Genomic DNA, 20,561 nt, shown 5'->3' with positions numbered 1-20,561 from the left:
GATGTGTGAGACGAAGAAATTGCCGGAGCTGTTTGGGAGTCTGGTATTTAACGAAGGCACTATGAAGGAGCGTCTCTCCTCGGCGTCTTACAGCGCCTGGAAGAAGTGCGTGACGGAGGGGACGCCCCTGGACCTCTCCACCGCCAATGAGATCGCTGAGGCCATGAAGCAGTGGGCCGTGGAAAAAGGCGCCACCCATTTCACCCACTGGTTCCAGCCCATGACCGGCGTCACGGCGGAGAAGCACGACAGCTTCATCGCCCCTGTGGGCGGCGGAAAGATCATGATGGAATTCTCCGGCAAGGAGCTGATCCGGGGTGAACCGGATGCCTCCTCCTTCCCCTCCGGCGGTCTGCGGGCCACCTTTGAGGCCCGGGGCTACACCGCCTGGGATCCCACCTCCTTTGCCTTCATCAAGGAGGGCAGCCTGTGCATCCCCACCGTCTTCTGCTCCTACTCCGGCGAAGCCCTGGACAAGAAGACGCCTCTTCTGCGGTCCATGGACGAGGTCAGCCGCCAGGCGGTCCGCATCCTCCGGCTCTTCGGCGACACAGAGACGAAGCGGGTCACTGCCCAGGTAGGGCCGGAGCAGGAGTATTTTCTGATTGACAAGGCCCTCTATGAGAAGCGGGAGGACTTGCGAATGTGCGGCCGGACCCTGTTCGGCGCAAAGCCCCCCAGGGGGCAGGAGCTGGAGGACCATTACTTCGGTGCCATCCGCCCCAGAGTGGCCGCGTATATGAAGGATCTGGATGAGACGCTCTGGGCTCTCGGCGTCCTGTCTAAGACCAAGCACAACGAGGTAGCCCCTGCTCAGCATGAGATGGCGCCGGTGTTCTCCGATGCCAACTCCGCCTGCGACCAGAACCAGCTGGCCATGGAAATGATGAAGAAGGTGGCCGACCGCCACGGACTGGTGTGCCTGCTCCATGAGAAGCCCTTCGCGGGCGTCAACGGCTCCGGCAAGCATGACAACTGGTCCCTCTCCACCGACACGGGCAAGAACCTGTTCAAGCCCGGCTCCACCCCCCGGCAGAATGCCCAGTTCCTGCTGTTTTTGGCGGCCTTCGTCAAAGGTGTGGACGACTACCAGGACTTTCTCCGGGCCACGGTGGCCTTCCCCGGCAACGACCACCGGTTGGGCGCCCAGGAGGCACCGCCCGCCGTGCTCTCCATCTTCCTGGGAGACGAGCTCTCCGCTGTGGTGGACTCCATCATCAACGACACGGATTTCCAGAGCACCGGCAAGCGGACGCTGAAGATCGACGTGGACTCCCTGCCCGCTATCCCCCAGGATAACACGGATCGGAACCGCACCTCCCCCATGGCCTTTACCGGCAACAAGTTCGAGTTCCGGATGCTGGGCTCCTCCCAGTCCATCTCCGGTCCAAACATCACCCTGAACACCATCATGGCCGAGGAACTGGAACAGTTTGCGGACGAGCTGGAGGTATCCCGGGACTTCCAGGCCGACCTGGAGAAGCTGATCCGCCGGGTATTCACCGAGCATCAGCGGATCATCTTCAACGGCAACGGCTATGACGAGGCCTGGCTGGAGGAGGCCGGGAAGCGTGGCCTCTCCAACCTGACCTCCACCGCTGATGCTCTGCCCATGTACACCGCTCCCAAAAACGTGGATCTGTTTGTCAAGCACGGCATCTACACCAAGGAGGAGATCGAGGCCCGGGCGGAGATCCACATTGAGAACTACTCTACGGTCATCTGTATCGAGGCACGGACCATGACGGACATGATCCGCCGCCAAATCCTACCCGCCGTCTCCGCCTTTGCCGGGGACCTGTGCAGCCGGGCCGGTACCAAAAAGGACCTGGGTGCCTGCTGCCAGTATGAGGTCAGCACTGCCTGCCAGATCGGCAGCTTGACGGATGCCCTGATGGCCGCCTCCGACAAGCTGGAGACGGACCTGTCTGCAATTCCCGCGGACGCTGCGGAAGCTATGCGATACAGCCATGATGTGTTGATCCCCGATATGGATACCGCCCGGCGGGCTGCCGATCAGCTGGAGACCCTCACCAGCTCTGACCGCTGGCCTTTCCCCACCTACTCCGACCTGTTGTTCTCCGTCTGATCCGCAGCACAGTATTCGGCCCGGGGGCGGGAATTGCGGCGGCCTCCCCGGGTCGGCTGCCGGTGGCGGGGTGAATGTCGCCCTCCAGAAGTCTGGCCCATGTCTGGCCCCGGCCTTGGGCACCAGGGCCCCCTGGCGGCACGGGGCAGTATTTGTCATCAGAGGCGGGCAACAACCGGCCCGGGCCTTTTATGCGTACATCGGGTTCTGAATGGAAAAGCCCACCCGGCACCGGAAGCAGAACTGCCGGACCCGGACATCCAGCCCGATGTGGAGCCAATAGGCCCCTGCCCCTGTTCCTACCGTAGGCAGGCCCCCTTGTATTCCGGGAGTTCATTGCCGCGGCGGAGGCCAATCAAGAGACACAGCGACTTTTCAATTCTGAACCTGCCATTTCATGCACGGCACAGCCCTGTCCACCCAAATTGGTGGACAGGGCTGTGCTTTGGGATAACCAATCGTTTATAGCAGCACCGCGCAGTCTGTGTCCGGCCCCTTGTTGGCAAAGTGATGTCGTGACCATCTCCAGAGAGGAACGCCTTCGGAGTCGCTCTGCCAAATCGGGCGGGCACTCCAATACCCCCTTATGGAGAGGACTCAGTGCCAACACCTGGGCCAGAATGTTGCCGAAGACATCGAAGCGGCTCTCAGCATCCTTTTCCACCTCGCTGATCTCCTTGACCGGCTGCTTCATGCGCTTGGCTATCTCTTCTTCGATGTCCCGGACATAATACTGAATGGACAGCAGGTCCGCCGCCTCGCGGGCAACGGCCCTGCCAGCCTGCAGAACCGTCGCTCAGCGGAGGGCTACTTCGTTCTGGCTTCCACCTGGTATGACTTCCTGCGGGACAACAAGAACGTGCTGGAGGACTTCATGTGGCACGCCGACGAGGCGGAGACCTCCATGGCGCTGTCCCTGTACGGCGACCTGGTCCACATGGACCTGGCCATCGACGGCGGCGGCACGCCCCTGGTGGACCCCAAGTGGAAGATGGCTCCCGGCGAGGCCTCTCACCGCTGGCAGTTCTACGGCGCTGAGGGCACCTTCGCGCTGCTGGAGAAGGACGACCTGGATTACGGCGTCATCGGCAACCCCACCAAGGCCACCAAGGAGAAGGGCGACAAGCTGCTGGTGGAGGCCGTTGTGGAGGGCTACAGTGAGCTGATCAAGGAGCTGCTGGAGACCCATCCTGTGGGCAAGAACCCCCTGGGCTTCCGCAATCCCCTGGGCTACAACGGCTTCAACGGCGGCGCCTATCCCACCTTCGACAAGGACCACGACGAGAAGGGCCGACCCACCTACTACAAGAAGTAACTCCAGTATTCAGAACAGGCAGAAAGACTTTCCGTTTTCTGCCTGCTCTGGCTTTCCGAAGATGCCAGATTTCAGGTGTGCTCAGCAGACTCCCCGCTCTTCTCTCAGCGCGATGTATGATGACCGGGGTGTGTTTGACGCCTATCTGTTTTTAGATGCAAGCCCTGATATTGTTATGGTAGATCCCTGCATGATCTGCCCTCCTCCCGCAAGATTTTAGGTCGCAGGAATGGGTGACGCAATGGTGACATGGTTTGAAACCGGGGCTTGCCTGCACTCGAGAAGCAACAGCCGCGTCGGGGGGCCTCCGGCCATCGCGGATATATGGTTGGCCACCCTCTGCCGGAGAACGGCTATGCGGCAACATTCGCAGGAGAACGCAAGATCTGCACATCTGCCACGGACAACATCATTGAGGTCAGCACCCATCCATCCGGCGTCGGTTTTGAGCGCGGCATTCTAGCGGTGACTCACAGCATCCGGAAATGCTATGCCCTTATTCCTGAGCTGCACAGAATTCTCCACGGCAAGCTGATTCCCTTCTGCACGATTGTTCAGTCGGTACCCAAAAACGCACCGAAAGCAGAAATTGCAGATGCGCTCTTGACTGCAGATACGGCAGGAAGCATTTTTAAGAACAGATAACCCCCAGACTGCTCTCCTTGTTTTTCTGCAGGAAGACGATCAATAATCATCGAACACACAATATCGCTAGGTGCCTATTGCGAAAAAACCGCTCCGCGCGGTACTGCGGCTTTTCCCTGCGCAGCTAATCAAGGTTATATTCAACAATTTGTAGCTGGGCAAATTTATTCCATATTGGCATCATAACGTTGAATGGTTTTTCCTTCTGAATAGACACATGTGTGGTTCTTTTCAAGCTGCGGGTTGGACAGCGCAATTTACTTCCATAAGCAGCTCAATGTTCTCTCTGGTATGACACCGCGGGAATACCGTGCCAATCACTCCACGCAAGTATGCGGTCCTTTGATAGGGCCGGCAGTATGACAACAGTTCATACAGTCCCTTCATCGTGTTTTGGCCGCCTTTTTACTTGGTTGTACCATGGGGCCCCGTATAAACTTTATTTTTATCCTCTTTAACCGCTCTCAATAGTATCCATCTCACAGCAAAGGAAGCCTGCCCCTTTCGGGACAGGCTTCCTCCTTCTCACAGAGCCTCCAGTTTCTGCGCATACGCCTCCCAGTTGATTTGTCGGCTCTTAAAAACTTGGAACCCCAATTTCCCCATCACGCCGGATAGGCCAGACAGGCAGCAGAAACAACCGCTCTTACGTTTCTCATCAGCCGGAATGCCCTGTACCTGCGGTAAAGACCGCTGCCGGGACGCCTCTGCCTCATGAACGCCGGGGCTGTCTCTTTCGCCTTTGTCACACTGTCGGATGGGACATCCCCCGCAGCTCCAATTTGTCAGTGGGCCGTTTTTCATAGCCGCAGACAAGGACCGCCGAAAATTTTTAATTTTCGGCGGTCCTTGGTGCGCCCAGCTGCATTCGAGGCAATGGTCTGCAAAGTTGGAGTTCTCAGTCCGTCAAAGAGAAACTCATTGGAGCACAAGGGGTTCCGTGGAGTTGCACAAATTTCGGCACATTGAGGAGAAGTACCCGGAACCGTTGCACCGCAACAGCTCCGGGTTATTTACAAATAGGTGTCAAACAGTCGTCCAGGCAATTTTTTTCAATCTCGACTCATTTATGCCCATGGAATCCAGTATTTCAAGTGCCGCAAAATGCATCACACATCACATGAAGAATAAAACGATCTTTTCACTGAAATTGGAATGCATCCGCTGTTACTCCACCTTTAGCATCCGGTACCCTACTCCAATGTGCGTCTGAATATATTGCGGAGAATCCGGATCCCGTTCCAACTTCTTGCGCAGGGTGGCCATATAGACCCGGAGAGATGCCACATCGTTTTCCCAACTCCTGCCCCAGATCTGCTGGGCGATGAAGGTGTGCGTCAACACTTTGCCCACATTCTTGCACAGCAGGCATAGCAGCTTGTACTCACTGGGCGTCAGATGCAGTTCCTCTTCGCCCAGAAACGCGCACCCCGCAGCATAATCCACCTTCAGCCTGCCGTTGGTGAATACAGCGCCTTCGTTCACCACTCCGGCCTGCAGGGTAGCCAGCCTGCGCTGGGTTACCCGCAGACGGGCCAACAGTTCCTCCACGGAGAACGGCTTGGTCAGATAGTCATCTGCCCCGGCATCCAGCGCCTCAATCTTATCCGTGTCCTCGCTGCGGGCGCTAATCACAATAATCGGCAGATTCGACCAGGTGCGGACACGGTGAATCACCTCTACGCCATCCAGATCCGGCAGTCCCAAATCCAACAGCATGATGTCCGGATTGTGCGAACTGGCTTCCAGAATAGCGGATTCCCCGTTGGCCGCAGAGAGAAAACGGTAATCGTGCGCCCGCAGAGTCGTTGTGATCAGACTGCGGACAGGCGCATCGTCCTCCACGACCAAAATCAAGGGTTTATTCATGCAATTCAACCTCCTCAATTGGTATGGTAAACGTAAAAACTGTCCCATGGGGCGCGTGGTCAGCCACCGTGATCTCCCCGCCATGGGCCGTGATGATAGACTTGCACAGCGCCAGCCCCAGCCCCATGCTGCGACGGCTGTCGGCAATCCGGTTCGAGGCGCTGTAGAACATGTCAAAAACGCGGGGTTTTGCCGAGTCAGGAATGCCCGGGCCGTTGTCAGCAACCGACAGTGCGGCGAACCGCCCCTGCCGCTCCCAGCTAATCTCAATGTCAGAGCCAGGCGGCGTGTACTTGATCGCATTGTCCACGATATTGATGATGACCTGCACGATCAAATGCGCGTCCATCTGCGCCAGCAGGTACTCGTCGCCGCTCTGGATATGCAGATGGTGCTCCGCGCTTCTGCGGTTGATGTGCCGCAGCGCCTCAGCCACCACTTCACCTATCAGCTCTGTGGACAGGTGCAGATTCATCTGCCCTCCCTCCAGGCGGCTGACGGATAATAGATTCTCCACCAGATTGATGAGCCACATGGCGTCGTCATAAATATCCACATACATCTGATGCTTGGTCTTTGCGTCAAACATATCTCCGTTGGAGAGAAGGTTGCTGGCATTTCCGGAGATGGAGGTGAGCGGTGTGCGCAGGTCGTGGGAAATCGAGCGGAGCAGATTGGCCCGCAGCTGCTCGTTCTTGGCCAGGACCGCAGCCGCCTCTTTCTCCTCCAGGTTTTTCTGGTTTTCCATAGCGAGGGCGCACTCCCCCAGGATCGAGAGGAGCAGTCCGCCTTCAAAGGAATCCATCTCCTCGCCAGAGGCCGCGACGCCTATGACCCCATATACCTGTTCTGCGGTCCGGACGGCCAGATATGTGCAGCACGCATCCGAAAACGTCTCCGTCCCGGCGCCCGCCCGCTTGTTGTTGGTCAGAACCCACTGGGCCGCCTGATGCTCCGATGCGGCGGAGTATTTGCTTTCGGAAAACGCATCATCAACCGGAAAGATCTTCGGCGCGTCCAGCTGTCCCTGATCTGACCGATAGGTGACAATATCGCGCTGAAAAATCTTCAGCAGCTGCCGTGCGGTGACAGAAAGGATCTCGTCCTGGGTTCCGGCCTTCTGCAATTCCTGATTCGTTTCAAACAAAAGCTTGGTCCGCCATGCCAGCTGGGCTGAGTGCTTCGCCAGAGATTTTAGCTTGGCGGCCAGAGAGCCTGTAAGAAGGGATGCCAGAAACATGACCAAAAATGTGACCATATAGTCGCTGGCGTAGATATGCAGTGAAAATCTTGGCTCCGTAAAAAAGAAGTTAAACGCCAAGACGCCCACAACCGAGTTCAGAAAGCTGCAAACCGCGCTCTTTGTGAAGATAGAGGTCAGCATCACCCCCAGGATATAGACTGTGATGATATTGGCCTCGCTCAAGCCCAGATAATAGAAGATAAGGCCCACCAGCGTAGACAGCACCAGGAGCAGAGTGCTTTTCAGCAAATCCAGGAGGGGGACCGCGGGTGCATACAGCTCTTTTTTGTAATGGGAGGCAAACCGCCTTGCTGTTCCAGTGTCAGGAATGATGTGGATGTCCAGTTCCGGTGTGAGCTCAACCAGCCGTTCCGTCAGCGAGGGCTTCCAAAACAGGATGCGGTTGGAAGTCTCTCCACGGCCCAGCACAATCTTGGTCACGCCGGACAGCCTGGAAAATTCGGCGATCTGGTAGGCCACGTCATCGCCATATACCGTCTCGACGGATGCACCCAGTTGTTGAGCCAAACGCAGATTGGCCCTCAGACGGTTCCGATCCGGCTGCGGTATGGACTGAAAATTTTTTGTCTCAACAAACAGCGCCGTAAAGCCGCAGCGGAACGCGTCGGCCATCCGGGCAGCCGTTCGGATGACACGTTCATTGGAAGGTGCTGCGGAAAGGCAGACCAGGACATGCTCCCGGGTCCGGTACCTCTCTCCGCCCCGGCTCTTTTGTGTATCCAGAGCCGTCCGGTCCGCGCAGCGGCGAAGGGCAAGCTCCCGAAGCGCGCTCAATTTGGGCTGTGAATATTCAGACAGCAGATCCGTCCGGTCCTGCCGGATCAGGCGTTCCCGCAGGTCTTCCGGTTCACAGTCCACGAATTCCACGCGCGCGGCCTGATCGAACACCCTGTCCGGAATCCGCTCCTCGGCCGGAGCGCCCAAAATTTCGGAAACGGTGTCCTGAATACTCTCAATGTGCTGTACATCCAGCGTCGTATAGATATCAATCCCTGCCTGCAGCAGTTCTTCAATATCCTGGCAGCGTTTTCTGTGGCGGGAGCCGCCCGCGTTTTCATGAGAGAGCTCGTCGATCAAGAGAAGCCTTGGGCCGCGCTTCAGACAGGCATCCACGTCAAGCTCATAAACGGTCTTCCCCGCCTCCGAAAACGCTTTGAGCGGCAGCGTCTCAAAGCCATCCGCCAAGATCTGCGTCTGCGGCCATTGGCTGCAGGAGAGCAGGCCGACGGCAACATCCTCTCCAGCCCGCACGGCGCGGCCGGCAGCCTCCAGCATCCGGTAGGTCTTTCCCGTGCCGGAGAAATAACCGGCAAAAATCGTAAGGGATCCTTTCCGCCTCCGCTCTCCCCGTCCGACCTGCGCAGAAGTCTCCATATTACCGCCTCCCTTCAAACGGCTCTATTATAGCACGTTTCTACGGTTTCTGTTCACAAATTCTCTGAACAAATTCCGCAGCCAGGGAAGCAGATGTATTCTGTTTCAGCAATATCCTTTGCCGCCGCACGCTTGTGTCGATAGATGACAAGGTCGTGCAATCCTCCACCGCCCGGAAAGAAACCGGCGAAAACAGAAAGTCTCTGCTTTCAAACGCCGCTCCGCCCCCTGTCTCACCGGGGAGAATCGCAACGTCCACATTGCCTGTGCTGAGACATCCCAAAACCTCCGCTTCTCTTCCGAAGGACAGCTCACACCACAAGTCCGGGTGCTGCTCCTTAAGCGCCGACACAGTTTTAAAAACAGGCTGCATCACACAGGGGTCCGATGCCGCGATCTTCAAGCACTCGGCATGCTGCCGCCCCTCCTGCTCTGCCCGCGCCGCATTCAGAAACCTGTCAACCCTTCCCATCATCCAGAAACCGACCAGCGCAAACACGAGAAGGCCGCCAAGCAAAATCATATACTCCATCCCAACCTGTCCTTTCCATGCCTGGAGCCGCAGCCGCTAGATGTGGAAGCATTTTTGAACGTTCTGGTTTGTTCCCAAAACCAGCATGGTGCTGTTGGCCGGGAGACAGGTCTCCGGCGTAATGACCGTCATGGCGAAGTGTCCGTTCTGCTTGATGGCCAGTATGCTCACATGATGCCGTTTCCTGACATCCAGCTGGCCGATGGTCTTGCCGACCCAGTTATCCGGAACCTGAATCTCAAAGATGGCATGATCGTCCCCCAGCGCGATATAGTCCGAAATATTATCCGAGCTGTATCGGATGGCGGTCCAGACCGCGATCTGCCGCTCTGGGTAGACGACCTCGTCCGCCCCGTTTCGCAGCAGGAATTTGGCCTGAATGTCCCGTGCGGCCCGGGCCACCACCTTTTTCGCCCCCGCCTCCTTCAGCAGGGAAGCCGTCTCCAGAGAACTCTGGAAATTATCGCCGATAGCGACGATACATACATCAAAGTTTCGCACCCCCAAAGAGGCCAAAAATTCCTCGTTTGTGCTGTCTCCGATCTGGGCGCTGGTCACATAGGGCAAAATCCGGTTGACTTTTTCCTCGTCCTGATCCACCGCCATCACCTGATGGTTCAATTCGTGGAGCTTCATGGCCACATGGCGGCCGAAGCGGCCTAAACCGATCAGCAAAATTGTCTTCATGTATTTCATCCTCTTTATTTACAGATTCACCCTACCGTAATCCGCTCCTGCGGCAGTCGGGCGCTGGAATTCTGGGTGCTGGAAAGGGCAGCGAATATCAGCGTCAGCCCCCTACCCGTCCAAAGAACATCAGGCCGATCAAAATCAGGCGTGAGACCGTATGCAGCTGCGGCGTCAGTCCCAAGGACAGGCCCACAGTTCCGATGGCCGAAGCCGTTTCAAACAGGCTGTCCAGAATAGGCTGCCCCTCCATTCGGCTGATTACCAGTCCTCCGGCCAGAAACAGCCCCAGATACATCGCAAAAATTGTCGCCGCTTGGGAGATGGTCTCTTTGGAGATCCGGCGGTTAAAGAAATGCGGATACTCATTGCGCCGAAAAACCGCCAGCGCGTTCGCCAGAAGAACCGCCAGCGTTGTCGTTTTCATGCCGCCCGCAGTGGAGCCTGGCGAACCACCTATGAGCATCAGCATGGTGATAATCGTCTGCCCGCTTTCGCTCATAGCGGTCAAATCCGCCGTATTAAAACCCGCAGTTCGGGGCGTGACCGCCTGGAAAAAGGATAAGAGGAGTCGCTTCCCCACAGGCTCCCGCGCAAACTCGAACAGGAAGAAATAGATGCCGGGAAGCAGAATCAGACTGCCGGTGACCACCAGAATCACCTTGCTCTGCATCCGGTATCTGGTTATGTGCAGGCGGTTCGTACGGATGTCATCCCAAGTCAAGAATCCAATGCCGCCGATGATAATTAGCAGCGGGATCGCAACGGAGACCACCGGGTTGTCCGCGTAATCCACAAGAGACGAAAAGGGCTCCTTGATCCCCATCAAGTCGAATCCCGCATTGCAAAAGGCGGAAATAGAGTGAAACAGGGCATACCAAAGTCCCTTTATCAAGCCGAATTCCTGCCAGAAAACGGGGAACAGCGCGGCAGCCCCCAACAGCTCTACCACCAAGGCAGTTTTCAGGATAAAACCTGTCAGGCGCACGACCCCGCCCACATTCGGCGCAGCGATGGCCTCCTGCATCGTGCTGCGCTGCATCAGGCCGATCCGGCGCCCGGAGAGGATACCGAAAGCACCGGCCACGGTTACCACCCCAAGGCCCCCGATCTGGATAAGCAATACGATGATGAACTGTCCGAAATTCGACCAGTAAGTAGCAGTGTCGTGAACAACCAGGCCTGTCACGCATACCGCCGACGTGGCAGTAAACAGAGCATCCGAAAACGGCGTGACAACACCTTCTTTTGTGGCAACCGGAAGCATCAGCAGGAAGCTCCCCAGCAGAATCACCAAGAGAAATCCGAATATGATGATCCGAAACGGAGACGACCAGCTTTTATGAAAAGGCCGCTGCGTAAGCCCCACCCCTTAATATGTCTTTATGGAGTCTTAATCACATTATCCACTTTTCGTCTTAAAGGGGCATTAATTTTTAAGGGCTCGTATTAAAATTGTATTAAGGTCCTCTTCACAGGTACCCAAACGCCAAGGCCAGCGGCAGTACAAGAACGGTGGAGCAAATACATACTGCCGACAGCGTCACCAGAGGCATCCCAATAAAAATCAATAGAAATCCAAGGATCTTGTGTTGAAGCAGGAAATGCTCCACGAGCCCATCACACATGCGCTCAAAATGCAGGAGCCTCGTTTTCCAGGTCATCATAATCATCCCTTCCTTTGGCCTTATCATACTGCTTTTCAGCTTAAATCGGGAAAAAGAAAGCGTTTCCCGTATTAAGGAATCATAAGAGGCTGAAAGGCGAACCGGATGTACCGGTCCGCCTTTCAGCCTTATTTCAGAATCTCTCGGTCATTGGTTGAGCGGGAACAGGACTTTCATCAGCACCTGCTCTGCCGCCTCGGAATGGTCTACACCGAAATAGATGCGGTGTCCTTCCTTGTCCAGCAGCTCAAATTGTCCGTCCTTACAGAAAAAGCGAATGTTCTCTTCCTCCAGAACACGATAGAGTGCTAAATGCCACTCGATCCAGTTTGGAACAGCTCCCTGGAGCATTGCATCTCTGAGCCATTCGAATTCCGGCAGAAATAGCCGCTTTCCCAAAAACATCCGCCACAGTTCGCATTTCTGCTGAAGCGTCAGTCCGGAAAGCCATCCGACCGGGTCCGCGCTCTCCTCTTCTTCAAGGGAGACATAGCAATAGGAGAGTGTCCGGTCAATTCTTGCCAGCCGCTGCTGTTCCAGAAAATCGGCGTACTCCCACTCCAGGGCCACGGCAGCAGACTTTTTCTCCACCGCGTCCAGCAAACGGAACATACAGTCCGCCGCCAGAGGATCCGGGAACTTCACGCAAAAGTACAGGTCTCTCAATTCCGCACATGGAATCCCGGAGACGTTCTTCTGCTGGATAGTGGGGGCTGTCCCCTCCTTTGTGAAGGACAGCTCGACCAGCTCATCCTGGCTTCCCATTCCAAATACCTGCACAGGCCATGCCTGATTGATCGCATAGATCAGCGGGCCGAAAATCTGTGCAAACTCCGCAACCGGGAACGTCAGCACCTCATAGCCGAACTGCAGGTACGGCTCCTCACTTTTGCAAAAGATTCTGGGACTCTGGCCGATCCAGTCCTTTATGGACTCCGCCAGGCAAATCATCAGCCACGCCGGGGTCTCGTTCGTAACAGTGACCTGCGGCTCATACCGCTTTTCCAGCGTTTTCTCAAAATGAAACTGCATACCAGTGTCCTCTGCCCAAGAAGGCATCCGGGGCCCGTGATTACTTGGAGATCTCACCCACCAGGCCCATGGCCAGGGCGATGTCCAGATTCACGCCCAGCACGTTGACGGTCTCCTCTCCGAACACGCCCAGGGTCTTGCCCTTGGTGTTGTCGGCGATGATCTGGCGCACCTCATCCTCACTCAGGCCGGAGGCCTCCACAATGCGGGGAATCTGCACCTCCGCAGAGGCGGGAGAGATGTGGGGATCCAAGCCGGAGCCGGAGGCAGTCATCAGGTCAGTGGGGATATCCTCCCGGCTGACACCGGGATTCTTCTCCAGGAATTCCTCGATGTCCGCTTCCACCCGCTCCGTCAGGGCGGGGTTGGAGGGGGCGTAGTTGTTGGAGCCGGAGCTCAGGCCGGCGAATTCAGAACCGTCGTTGTAGTACTGCTCCACCTGGCCGTCGCCGTCGGTGTCCTCTTCATAGTAAGTATTGTAATTGTACGCGGAGGGACGGCACCACATAAAGTAATCCTCGGTGAAGTCCTGACCCACGTTCTTGGCGCCCACGGCGATGCCGTCTGCCGTCACCAGAGAGCCCTTGGCCTGGCTGGGGAAAATCACAGCAGAGAGGCCGCTGAGCAGCACCGGAAATACCAGGCCGCACAGCACCAGCAATACCACGGTGACCAGAACGGCCTGCCGGATATTGTGGCCAATGCCATGTTTCTTCTCGTTCATCATTCAGGTTCCTCCTTACATACCAAAGCCGAGGGCAGCCAGCACCGGGGCGATGATCAGGTCAATGATCTTGATGCCCACGAAGGGGGCGATGATGCCGCCCAGGCCGTAGATCATCATGTTCCGGCCCAGCATCTTCCCGGAGGACATGGGGCGGTACTTGACGCCCTTCATGGCCAGGGGGATCAGACAGGGGATGATAATGGCGTTGAAGATCAGCGCGGACAGGATGGCGCTGTAAGAGGTCGCCAGCCCCATGATGTTCAGCACGTTCAGCTCAGGAACAGCCAGCTTGAACATGGCCGGGATGATGGCGAAGTACTTGGCCACGTCGTTCGCGATGGAGAAGGTGGTCAGGGAGCCGCGGGTGATCAGCAGCTGCTTGCCGATCTCCACCACTTCCAGGATCTTGGTGGGGTCGGAATCCAGGTCCACCATGTTGGCCGCTTCCTTGGCGGCAGTGGTGCCGGAGTTCATGGCCAGGCCCACGTTGGCCTGTGCCAGGGCGGGGGCGTCGTTGGTTCCGTCGCCGGTCATGGCGACGATCTTGCCCTCGGCCTGCTCCTTCTTGATCAGGGCGATCTTGTCCTCAGGCTTGCACTCTGCCACAAAGCCGTCCACGCCGGCTTCCTTGGCGATGGTGGCCGCGGTCAGGGGGTTGTCGCCGGTGCACATGATGGTCTTGATGCCGATGGCCCGCAGGCGCTCGAACCGCTCCACCATGCCGGGCTTCACCGTATCCTTCAGGTAGATGACGCCCAGGACCTTGTTGTTCTCGCACACCACCAGAGGCGTGCCGCCCAGGGAGGAGACCTCCTCCACATGGGTGCGGAGATCCGCGGGGACCTTGCCGCCGTTTTCCTTCACATACTGCTCAATGGCGTCGCTGGCGCCCTTGCGCACCTTGGTGCCGTCAGGCAGGTCCACGCCGCTCATGCGGGTCTGGGCCGTGAACTCCAGGAAGCTGGAACCCGCGGGCTCCACGCTGTTATCGCCGAGGCGGCGGGCCAGCTCCAGAGTGGACTTGCCCTCCGGGGTGTCATCGTGGAGACTGGTGAGGGCCGCGCAGCGGATCAGATCGCTGCGGCTGGCGCCCTCCACCGGGAAGAAGTCGGCGGCCAAGCGGTTGCCGAAGGTGATGGTGCCGGTCTTATCCAGGATCATGGTATCCACGTCGCCGCAGGCCTCCACTGCCTTGCCGCTCATGGCAATGACGTTGAAGCGGGTGACACGGTCCATGCCCGCGATGCCGATGGCGGACAGCAGGCCGCCGATGGTGGTGGGGATCAAGCAGACCAGCAGGGCGATCAGGGTGGAGACGGGGATCTGTACGCCGCTGTATACGGCGAAGGGATACATGGTCACCACCACGATCAGGAAGATGATGGTCAGGGACACCAGCAGGGTGTTCAGTGCGATCTCATTGGGGGTCTTTTTGCGGCTGGCGCCCTCCACCAGGGCGATCATCCGGTCCAGGAAGCTGTTGCCCGGCTCGGAGGTGATGCGGATCTTCAGCCAGTCAGACACCAGCGTGGTGCCGCCGGTGACGGAGCAGAAGTCGCCGCCGCTCTCGCGGACCACGGGGGCGGACTCGCCGGTGATGGCGGACTCATCCACGGAGGCGATGCCCTCAATGACCTCGCCGTCGCCGGGGATGACCTCGCCAGCCACCACCAGAACGATGTCGCCCTTTTTCAGCTCACTGGAACGGACGATGGTCTCGCTGCCGTCCTCATGGAGCAGGTGGGCTTCCGTGTCCTTCTGTGTCTTTTTCAGGCTGGCGGCCTGGGCCTTGCCCCGGCCTTCCGCCACAGCCTCGGCGAAGTTGGCGAACAGCACCGTGATGAACAGGATCACGCATACGATGATGTCGTAGATCCGCAGGGAGCCTGCGTCCACGTCCCCGAACAGGCCGGGGAAGAAGGAGAGCAGCAGGGTGATGAAGCAGCCGATCTCCACCACAAACATCACGGGGTTACGCATCATATAGCGGGGATTGAGCTTGACGAACGCGCCCTTCACCGCCCCCGGAGGATCTCCGGGGTGATAAATTTCTTATTTTGTTTCTTACTCATATGAAAACGCCCTCCTTAGGCCCACAGGGTCAGATGCTCTGCGATGGGGCCAAGCGCCAGCGCGGGGAAGAAGGTCAGCGCTGCGAAGATGTAGACTACGAACACCAAGATCACAGCGAAGGACAGGGTGTCCGTGCGCAGGGTGCCCACGGTCTCGTTGACAAACCGCTTGCGCATCAGGGAACCGGCGATGGCCAGCTGGATCACGATGGACAGGTACCGGCCGAAGAACATGGCCAGGCCTGCGGTGATGTTCCAGAAGTAGCTGTTGTCTGCCAGACCCTCAAAGCCGGAGCCGTTGTTGGCCGCGGAAGAGGCGTACTCATACAGCACCTGGCTCAGGCCGTGGAAACCCGGGTTGGTGATTCCCTCCAGGCCGCCGGAGGTGGAGACCGCCAGCGCGGAGAAGAACAGGATCAGGAAGGGATGGATGATGATGCACAGCGCGGTGAGCTTCATCTCCCGGCCCTCGATCTTCTTGCCCAGGTATTCGGGCGTACGGCCAATCATCAGGCCGCAGATGAACACTGCCAGGATGGCGTACATAATCATGTTCATCAGGCCGACGCCCTTGCCGCCGAAGACCACGTTCAGCATCATGTGCAGCAAGGGGATCATGCCGCCCAGAGGCGTCAGGGTATCGTGCATGTTGTTGACGGTGCCGGTGGTGAAAGAGGTCGTGGTGGTGGTGAACATGGCCGACTGGGCGATGCCGAACCGGACCTCCTTGCCCTCCATGCTGCCCATGGACTGATCCAGGCCGATCTTTGCCAGAGCCGGGTTGCCCTGGAGCTCCGACCAGTAGCACACGCCCAGGCCGACCAGGAAGATGATACCCATGGCCAGGAAGATCGTGCGGCCCTCCCAGCCGTAGATGGACGCCGTCAGGCTGTGGTCCTTCAGGCGGGGCCCTGCTCAGCTCCGCCCGCAGACAGCTGGCCGGCGGATTCGCTGCCGGCCAGCGCCTTGTCGCCGGCGGCATCCTTCTTCTTGCGGCCGCGCACCATCTTGCCGAAGGTGATGACGCAGGCGCCGGGGAAGAGCATCATGGAGTACAGCTCGATCATGTCAGAGATGATCGTGGGGTTCTCCAGCGGGGTGGTGGAGTTTGCGCCCAGGAAGCCGCCGCCGTTGGTGCCCAGGTGCTTGATGATCTCAAGTGCGGCGATGGGACCCATGGCGATGGTCTGGAAGGTGCCCTCCAGTGTATTCACCACGATGTTGGCGTCGAAGTTCTGGGGCACGCCCTGCCACACCAGCAGCAGGCCGCCCACGATGGAGAACGGCAGCAGCAGGCGGGTGGTGATGCGGGTCAGGTCGGCGAAGAAGTTGCCCACGTCGTCCTTGGTCTTGCCGGTCAGCCCGCGGATGAACGCGATGCAGGCAGCGTAGCCGCTGGCGGCAGAGACGAACATCATGAAGATGATGACCAGCATCTGGCTTAAGTAGCTCAGTCCGGACTCGCCGGAGTAATGCTGCAGGTTCGTGTTGGTCATGAAGCTGATGATGGTGTTGAACGCCAGGGTCGGCTCCATGTTGCCGATGCTGTTGGGGTTGAAGATCCCGACGCTCTGAATGCGCAGGATCAGGTAGCCGATGGCCACCATGACCGCGTTGGTTCCCACCAGAGCCAGAGCGTACTGTCTCCAGTTCATACCCTGATGGGGATTCACGCCGCCGATTTTGTAAATGACGCCGTCCAGACGGTCAAAGACCGGGTCGGCCAGTGTGTGGTTCCATGTGGCGATATGATACATATACCGTCCAACCGGAATGACAATGATCAGAAAGATGATGATTGTCAGCGCCAGCTGCAACATATCGTATTCCTCCTATTTTCTGCGGTATCAGGCATCTCAGAAACGCTCCGGATGCACCAGCGCGTAAACGAGATAAGCGCCCAGCAGCAGAACGATAATTCCAAGTGCAATCATGGTTATGATCTCCTTTCTGCGCTTACGACTCCGGGTCGTCCAGCTGTTTCTGACACCAGCGGATCAGCAGCCATACCAGGCCGAAGCTGACCGCCAGGGTGCCTACCATCAATACATCCATCATCTTGAAAACTCCTTTCTTCTTTGGAGCTGCCCGCAGGCTGCACACATCATCGTCTCCGGAAGAGTCCGCCACGCGGCGATCCCAATGGCAGCAGCGGCGGCCACTTGAATCAGCAGATACTCCTTCATAAGATTCTCCTTTCGCTCCGGGTAGCAGGCACAGATGCCCCCTATTCTCCCGTTCGCGTTTTCTAGAATAGCGCAGCGCGTTATAAAAGGGGATTAAGAAATTTCTGGCGGTATTAACAAAACATTAATGAAAAACCGCCGTCCTGGACGCTCATTTCACGCCGTCTGTCCGAACTGCGGGCAGGGTGAACCGGAAGGTTGTCCCCGATGGTGCGTGATCGGAGACGGTGATCGTCCCCCCGTGGGCATTGACGATAGACTGGCAGAGATGCAGTCCCAGCCCCAGTCCCCGCTTGCTGTCAGGCTTTCCCTGCTCCGCGGTATAAAACAGATCGAACAGGTGCTTTTTCGCCTCATCCGGGATCCCGGGGCCATCATCAGAGACGCTGATCTCCACCCAGTCCTTCCTGCGGGTCCCGCTCAGAATGATATGGGAGTCCTTGGGCGTATATTGGATCGCATTGTTCATCATGTTGATGATGACCCTCTGAATCATCCCCGCGTTCATGGACGCCATGAGCGTCTGGTCCTCCAGATCAACTGAGATGTGGTGGTCCCTTGCCCGCCGGTCCAACTGCCGGACAGCACTTTGAAACAGATCCTCCAGCAGTTCGGGAGCGGTTTTCAGCTTGGTCCTGTCAGTTTCCAGCTGTGTGGCTGCCAGCAGATTTTCCGTCATGTTGATGAGCCAGTTCGTGTCATCGTCAATCGCGGTATACAGCTGCTCGCGCACTTCCGGCTTGAGCGTCTGATCCTTCCCCATCAGGATGCCCACACTGCCGTTGATATTGGTGAGCGGTGTGCGCAGATCGTGTGAGACCGCCCGGAGCAGATTGGCCTGGAGGCTCTCCCGCTGGGTCTGGAGCGCGATCTGGTTCCGCTCCTCCTCCAGACGAATACGCTCCTGGCTGAGGCCGCACTCTCCCAGGAGTGCCACCATCAGGTTTTTTTCAAAAGCGTCCGGGACCACATAACCAGCAATGGGAACTCCTACGATCCCCATCACGCCGCGGGTGCCCCGCACGGAAAGAAACAGCCATTTTGAGTCCGGAAGCGTATTCGTGGTGGCGCCGGCGTGCTTGTTGTTTTTCTGCACCCATTTGGCGACGCCGATCTCTTCCGTGCTCAGCTTTTCCAGAAGCGTGTGTTCGTCCGCCGGCTCGATCCGGAAGTCCAGCTCCTTGTCGGCGTCGTTCAGGGCATAAATGACCGGCCGGTCAAACATGCGGCTGAGCTGCTCCGCCGTCAGGCGCAGACAGTCCCACTCCGTCCGGATGGTCTGCAGCTTTTGGCTGCTTCCCAGCAGCAGCTCCGTATAGTAGCTCTTTTCCGCCGCCATGCGGGCCTGCTCCTTCACGCGGCTGGCCAGAGAGCTGGCGATGATGCTGGATGAGAGCATAATCAGGAACGTGACGGGATAGCTGGGCCCGTCAGCCTGGAGGGTGAAGCGCGGCTCGGTAAAAAAGAAGTTGAACGCCAGCACGCTCAGCAGGGAGTTGGCTGCTCCATACAGATGCCCGCTGGTGCTGACTGCTGTCACCAATACGCCCAGAATGTAGATCGTGATGATGTTGGATTCGCTGAAGCCCGCCCAATCAAAGGCAAACCCCACCGCTGTGGAGATCGCCAGGCACAGCAGCGTGACCACGGCGTCTCTCCAGGAAAAGCGGACTCTGGACTTCCGGAGCTTTCCAAGGGGCTTTTTATAGAGCGGCTGGCGGTCCGGAATGATATACACATCCAGGTCCGTCCGCTCGATCAACCGGTCGGCCAGACTTTTCTGCCCGATCCAGGGGTGCTGCCGGTGATTCACGCGCCCCATGACGATTTTCGTGATACCGCTGACCCGGGCGTACTCCGCGATCTGTTCCGCCGGGTCCGCGCCATAGACGGTGGCGATCTGTGCGCCCAGCTGTTCCGCCAGGCGCAGGTTGCTCCGCAGGCGTTTGATATTCTCTCCGGACAGCTCCTTGGTCTCCGGTGTCTGGACAAAGAGCGCCGTGAAGCCGCTGTGGAACGCCTCGGCCATCCGGGCGGCCGTGCGGATCACCTTGGCGTTGGAGGGGGCTGAGGACAGGCAGATCAGAATATGGTCTCCCGCCCGCGCGGCCTTCCCCTTTTTCTCCTGGACCGCCGTGCGGTTGAGCTGGTCCGCTGTCCGGCGCATGGCGATCTCCCGCAGGGCCGTCAGATTCTCGGCGGTAAAAAAATTCTCCAGCGCCTGCTTCGCCTGGCGCTGCCGGTAAATCTTCCCCTCCTCCAGCCGCTTTTCCAGGTCAGCGGGCGCAATGTCCACCAGTTCCACCTGGTTGGCGCGGTCAAACACGTGATCCGGGATCCGTTCGTTCACCACGATCCCTGTGATGGAGGTGACAAGATCGTTCAGAGATTCCAGGTGCTGCACGTTTACTGTGGTATAGACATTGATCCCCGCCTGCAGCAGCTCCTCCACATCCTGATACCGCTTGGTGTGGCGGCAGCCCGGGGCGTTGCTGTGAGCCAGTTCATCCACCAGGATCAACTGTGGTCTGCGCGCCAGGGCTCCGTCCAGGTCAAACTCCCGCAGCCGGATCCCCCGGTAGTCCACCTCCCTGCATGAGAGGACCTCCAGCCCTTCCAGCAGCGCCAGTGTATCCGGCCTGGCGTGGGGCTCCACATAGCCGACCACCACGTCGACGCCTTCTTTCTGCGCCTGATGGGCTGCCTCCAGCATAGCGTAGGTCTTGCCCACGCCTGCCGCGTACCCGAAAAAGATCTTCAGTCTTCCGGTGCCTCCGGTCTCCGCCTCTCCGTACCGGGGGGAATAGGGAGTGCTGTTCTCTGTTTTTTCCATATATCTTCATCTCCCATGATTCTGGATCGGAATTCAACAGCCTTATCCTATCATGCAGGATACCATAATTATATAAGTATTTCGCCCACAGCATTAAGATTGGATTAAGAGGCGTGTAGGCGGCGTATATCCCAGCTTTCGCATTTCCTTTCTGGAGCCCATTCAGAAGCTCCGCCCCCACCTCACACGCAATGAAATGGAATCTTAATGCCCGCTGAGCAGAACTTAATCCCATTTTAATAAATCACAGCCCATAATATGGGCAAACC

Annotated in this window: 13 protein-coding genes and 3 pseudogenes; 3 read left to right on the top strand and 13 right to left on the bottom strand. The window is 57.9% G+C overall.

The genetic code is table 11. The features are described 5' to 3' along the window. The first annotated feature begins 1 nt into the window (after nt 1). The 3 genes from EIO64_RS15970 (at nt 2) to EIO64_RS15960 (ending at nt 4,049) form a co-directional block, all read left to right on the top strand. Nucleotides 2-2,089, top strand: a complete 2,088-nt coding sequence (locus EIO64_RS15970) for a glutamine synthetase III family protein (RefSeq protein WP_119310768.1) — start codon at nt 2-4, stop codon at nt 2,087-2,089. A 586-nt stretch (nt 2,090-2,675) separates the two neighbouring features. Further along, complete coding sequence (locus tag EIO64_RS15965; protein ID WP_249390710.1) at nt 2,676-3,404, top strand: creatininase family protein; 729 nt, start codon at nt 2,676-2,678, stop codon at nt 3,402-3,404. A 267-nt stretch (nt 3,405-3,671) separates the two neighbouring features. After that, a complete protein-coding gene (locus tag EIO64_RS15960) occupies nt 3,672-4,049 on the top strand; it encodes a dehydroquinate synthase/iron-containing alcohol dehydrogenase family protein (RefSeq protein ID WP_136891619.1) in 378 nt (125 codons plus the stop codon). A gap of 1,167 nt (nt 4,050-5,216) precedes the next feature. Here EIO64_RS15960 and EIO64_RS15955 read toward each other — a convergent pair. The 13 genes and pseudogenes from EIO64_RS15955 to EIO64_RS15905 form a co-directional block, all read right to left on the bottom strand. Continuing rightward, a complete protein-coding gene (locus EIO64_RS15955) occupies nt 5,217-5,918 on the bottom strand; it encodes a response regulator (RefSeq protein ID WP_021750429.1) in 702 nt (233 codons plus the stop codon). Continuing rightward, entirely contained in the window at nt 5,911-8,556 is a 2,646-nt protein-coding gene (locus EIO64_RS15950) for a sensor histidine kinase (protein WP_025543701.1), read from the bottom strand. Before EIO64_RS15950 ends, EIO64_RS15955 begins: the two co-directional genes overlap by 8 nt. A 40-nt stretch (nt 8,557-8,596) precedes the next feature. Continuing rightward, nucleotides 8,597-9,088: a LysR family transcriptional regulator gene (locus EIO64_RS15945; RefSeq protein WP_119310766.1), complete on the bottom strand. Its 492-nt coding sequence runs from the start codon at nt 9,086-9,088 to the stop codon at nt 8,597-8,599. A 36-nt stretch (nt 9,089-9,124) separates the two neighbouring features. Beyond that, on the bottom strand, nt 9,125-9,775 hold the full coding sequence (locus tag EIO64_RS15940) for a potassium channel family protein (protein ID WP_025543703.1): 651 nt from the start codon (nt 9,773-9,775) through the stop codon (nt 9,125-9,127). A gap of 26 nt (nt 9,776-9,801) precedes the next feature. Continuing rightward, nucleotides 9,802-11,144: pseudogene (locus EIO64_RS15935) on the bottom strand (TrkH family potassium uptake protein). A 103-nt stretch (nt 11,145-11,247) separates the two neighbouring features. Beyond that, nucleotides 11,248-11,442 (bottom strand): hypothetical protein, encoded by a 195-nt coding sequence (locus EIO64_RS15930; RefSeq protein WP_025543705.1) that lies wholly within the window; start codon nt 11,440-11,442, stop codon nt 11,248-11,250. Between the two features lie 147 nt (nt 11,443-11,589). After that, on the bottom strand, nt 11,590-12,474 hold the full coding sequence (locus EIO64_RS15925) for a hypothetical protein (protein ID WP_025543706.1): 885 nt from the start codon (nt 12,472-12,474) through the stop codon (nt 11,590-11,592). A gap of 40 nt (nt 12,475-12,514) precedes the next feature. Continuing rightward, nucleotides 12,515-13,198: a K(+)-transporting ATPase subunit C gene (kdpC, locus tag EIO64_RS15920; RefSeq protein WP_025543707.1), complete on the bottom strand. Its 684-nt coding sequence runs from the start codon at nt 13,196-13,198 to the stop codon at nt 12,515-12,517. A gap of 15 nt (nt 13,199-13,213) precedes the next feature. Next, nucleotides 13,214-15,273 (bottom strand): annotated as a pseudogene (gene kdpB, locus EIO64_RS15915) (potassium-transporting ATPase subunit KdpB). 15 nt (nt 15,274-15,288) lie between these two features. Continuing rightward, nucleotides 15,289-17,093 (bottom strand): annotated as a pseudogene (locus EIO64_RS15910) (potassium-transporting ATPase subunit KdpA). A gap of 36 nt (nt 17,094-17,129) precedes the next feature. Then, nucleotides 17,130-17,207 carry a K(+)-transporting ATPase subunit F gene (gene kdpF / locus EIO64_RS19295; protein WP_081692053.1) on the bottom strand — a complete coding sequence of 26 codons (78 nt, stop codon included), beginning with the start codon at nt 17,205-17,207 and terminating at the stop codon, nt 17,130-17,132. A 120-nt stretch (nt 17,208-17,327) separates the two neighbouring features. Further along, entirely contained in the window at nt 17,328-17,459 is a 132-nt protein-coding gene (locus tag EIO64_RS18875; RefSeq protein ID WP_021750419.1) for a hypothetical protein, read from the bottom strand. 151 nt (nt 17,460-17,610) lie between these two features. Continuing rightward, nucleotides 17,611-20,292, bottom strand: coding sequence for a sensor histidine kinase (locus EIO64_RS15905; protein ID WP_021750418.1), 2,682 nt, complete (start codon nt 20,290-20,292; stop codon nt 17,611-17,613). Between the last annotated feature and the right edge of the window lie 269 nt (nt 20,293-20,561).

Origin of the sequence: Dysosmobacter welbionis, from assembly GCF_005121165.3 — a bacterium.
Taxonomy (GTDB): domain Bacteria; phylum Bacillota; class Clostridia; order Oscillospirales; family Oscillospiraceae; genus Oscillibacter; species Oscillibacter welbionis.
This window is presented reverse-complemented; position numbering and strand designations above follow the sequence as displayed.

Bases quoted from the DNA above. Each gene is read 5' to 3' on its own strand.
- EIO64_RS15970 (WP_119310768.1), top strand. From the start codon at position 2: ATGTGTGAGACGAAGAAATTGCCGGAGCTGTTTGGGAGTCTGGTATTT.
- EIO64_RS15965 (WP_249390710.1), top strand. From the start codon at position 2,676: ATGGAGAGGACTCAGTGCCAACACCTGGGCCAGAATGTTGCCGAAGAC.
- EIO64_RS15955 (WP_021750429.1), bottom strand. From the start codon at position 5,918: ATGAATAAACCCTTGATTTTGGTCGTGGAGGACGATGCGCCTGTCCGC.
- EIO64_RS15950 (WP_025543701.1), bottom strand. From the start codon at position 8,556: ATGGAGACTTCTGCGCAGGTCGGACGGGGAGAGCGGAGGCGGAAAGGA.
- EIO64_RS15945 (WP_119310766.1), bottom strand. From the start codon at position 9,088: ATGGAGTATATGATTTTGCTTGGCGGCCTTCTCGTGTTTGCGCTGGTC.
- EIO64_RS15940 (WP_025543703.1), bottom strand. From the start codon at position 9,775: ATGAAGACAATTTTGCTGATCGGTTTAGGCCGCTTCGGCCGCCATGTG.
- EIO64_RS15930 (WP_025543705.1), bottom strand. From the start codon at position 11,442: ATGATGACCTGGAAAACGAGGCTCCTGCATTTTGAGCGCATGTGTGAT.
- EIO64_RS15925 (WP_025543706.1), bottom strand. From the start codon at position 12,474: ATGCAGTTTCATTTTGAGAAAACGCTGGAAAAGCGGTATGAGCCGCAG.
- kdpC (WP_025543707.1), bottom strand. From the start codon at position 13,198: ATGAACGAGAAGAAACATGGCATTGGCCACAATATCCGGCAGGCCGTT.
- kdpF (WP_081692053.1), bottom strand. From the start codon at position 17,207: ATGATTGCACTTGGAATTATCGTTCTGCTGCTGGGCGCTTATCTCGTT.
- EIO64_RS18875 (WP_021750419.1), bottom strand. From the start codon at position 17,459: ATGAAGGAGTATCTGCTGATTCAAGTGGCCGCCGCTGCTGCCATTGGG.
- EIO64_RS15905 (WP_021750418.1), bottom strand. From the start codon at position 20,292: ATGGAAAAAACAGAGAACAGCACTCCCTATTCCCCCCGGTACGGAGAG.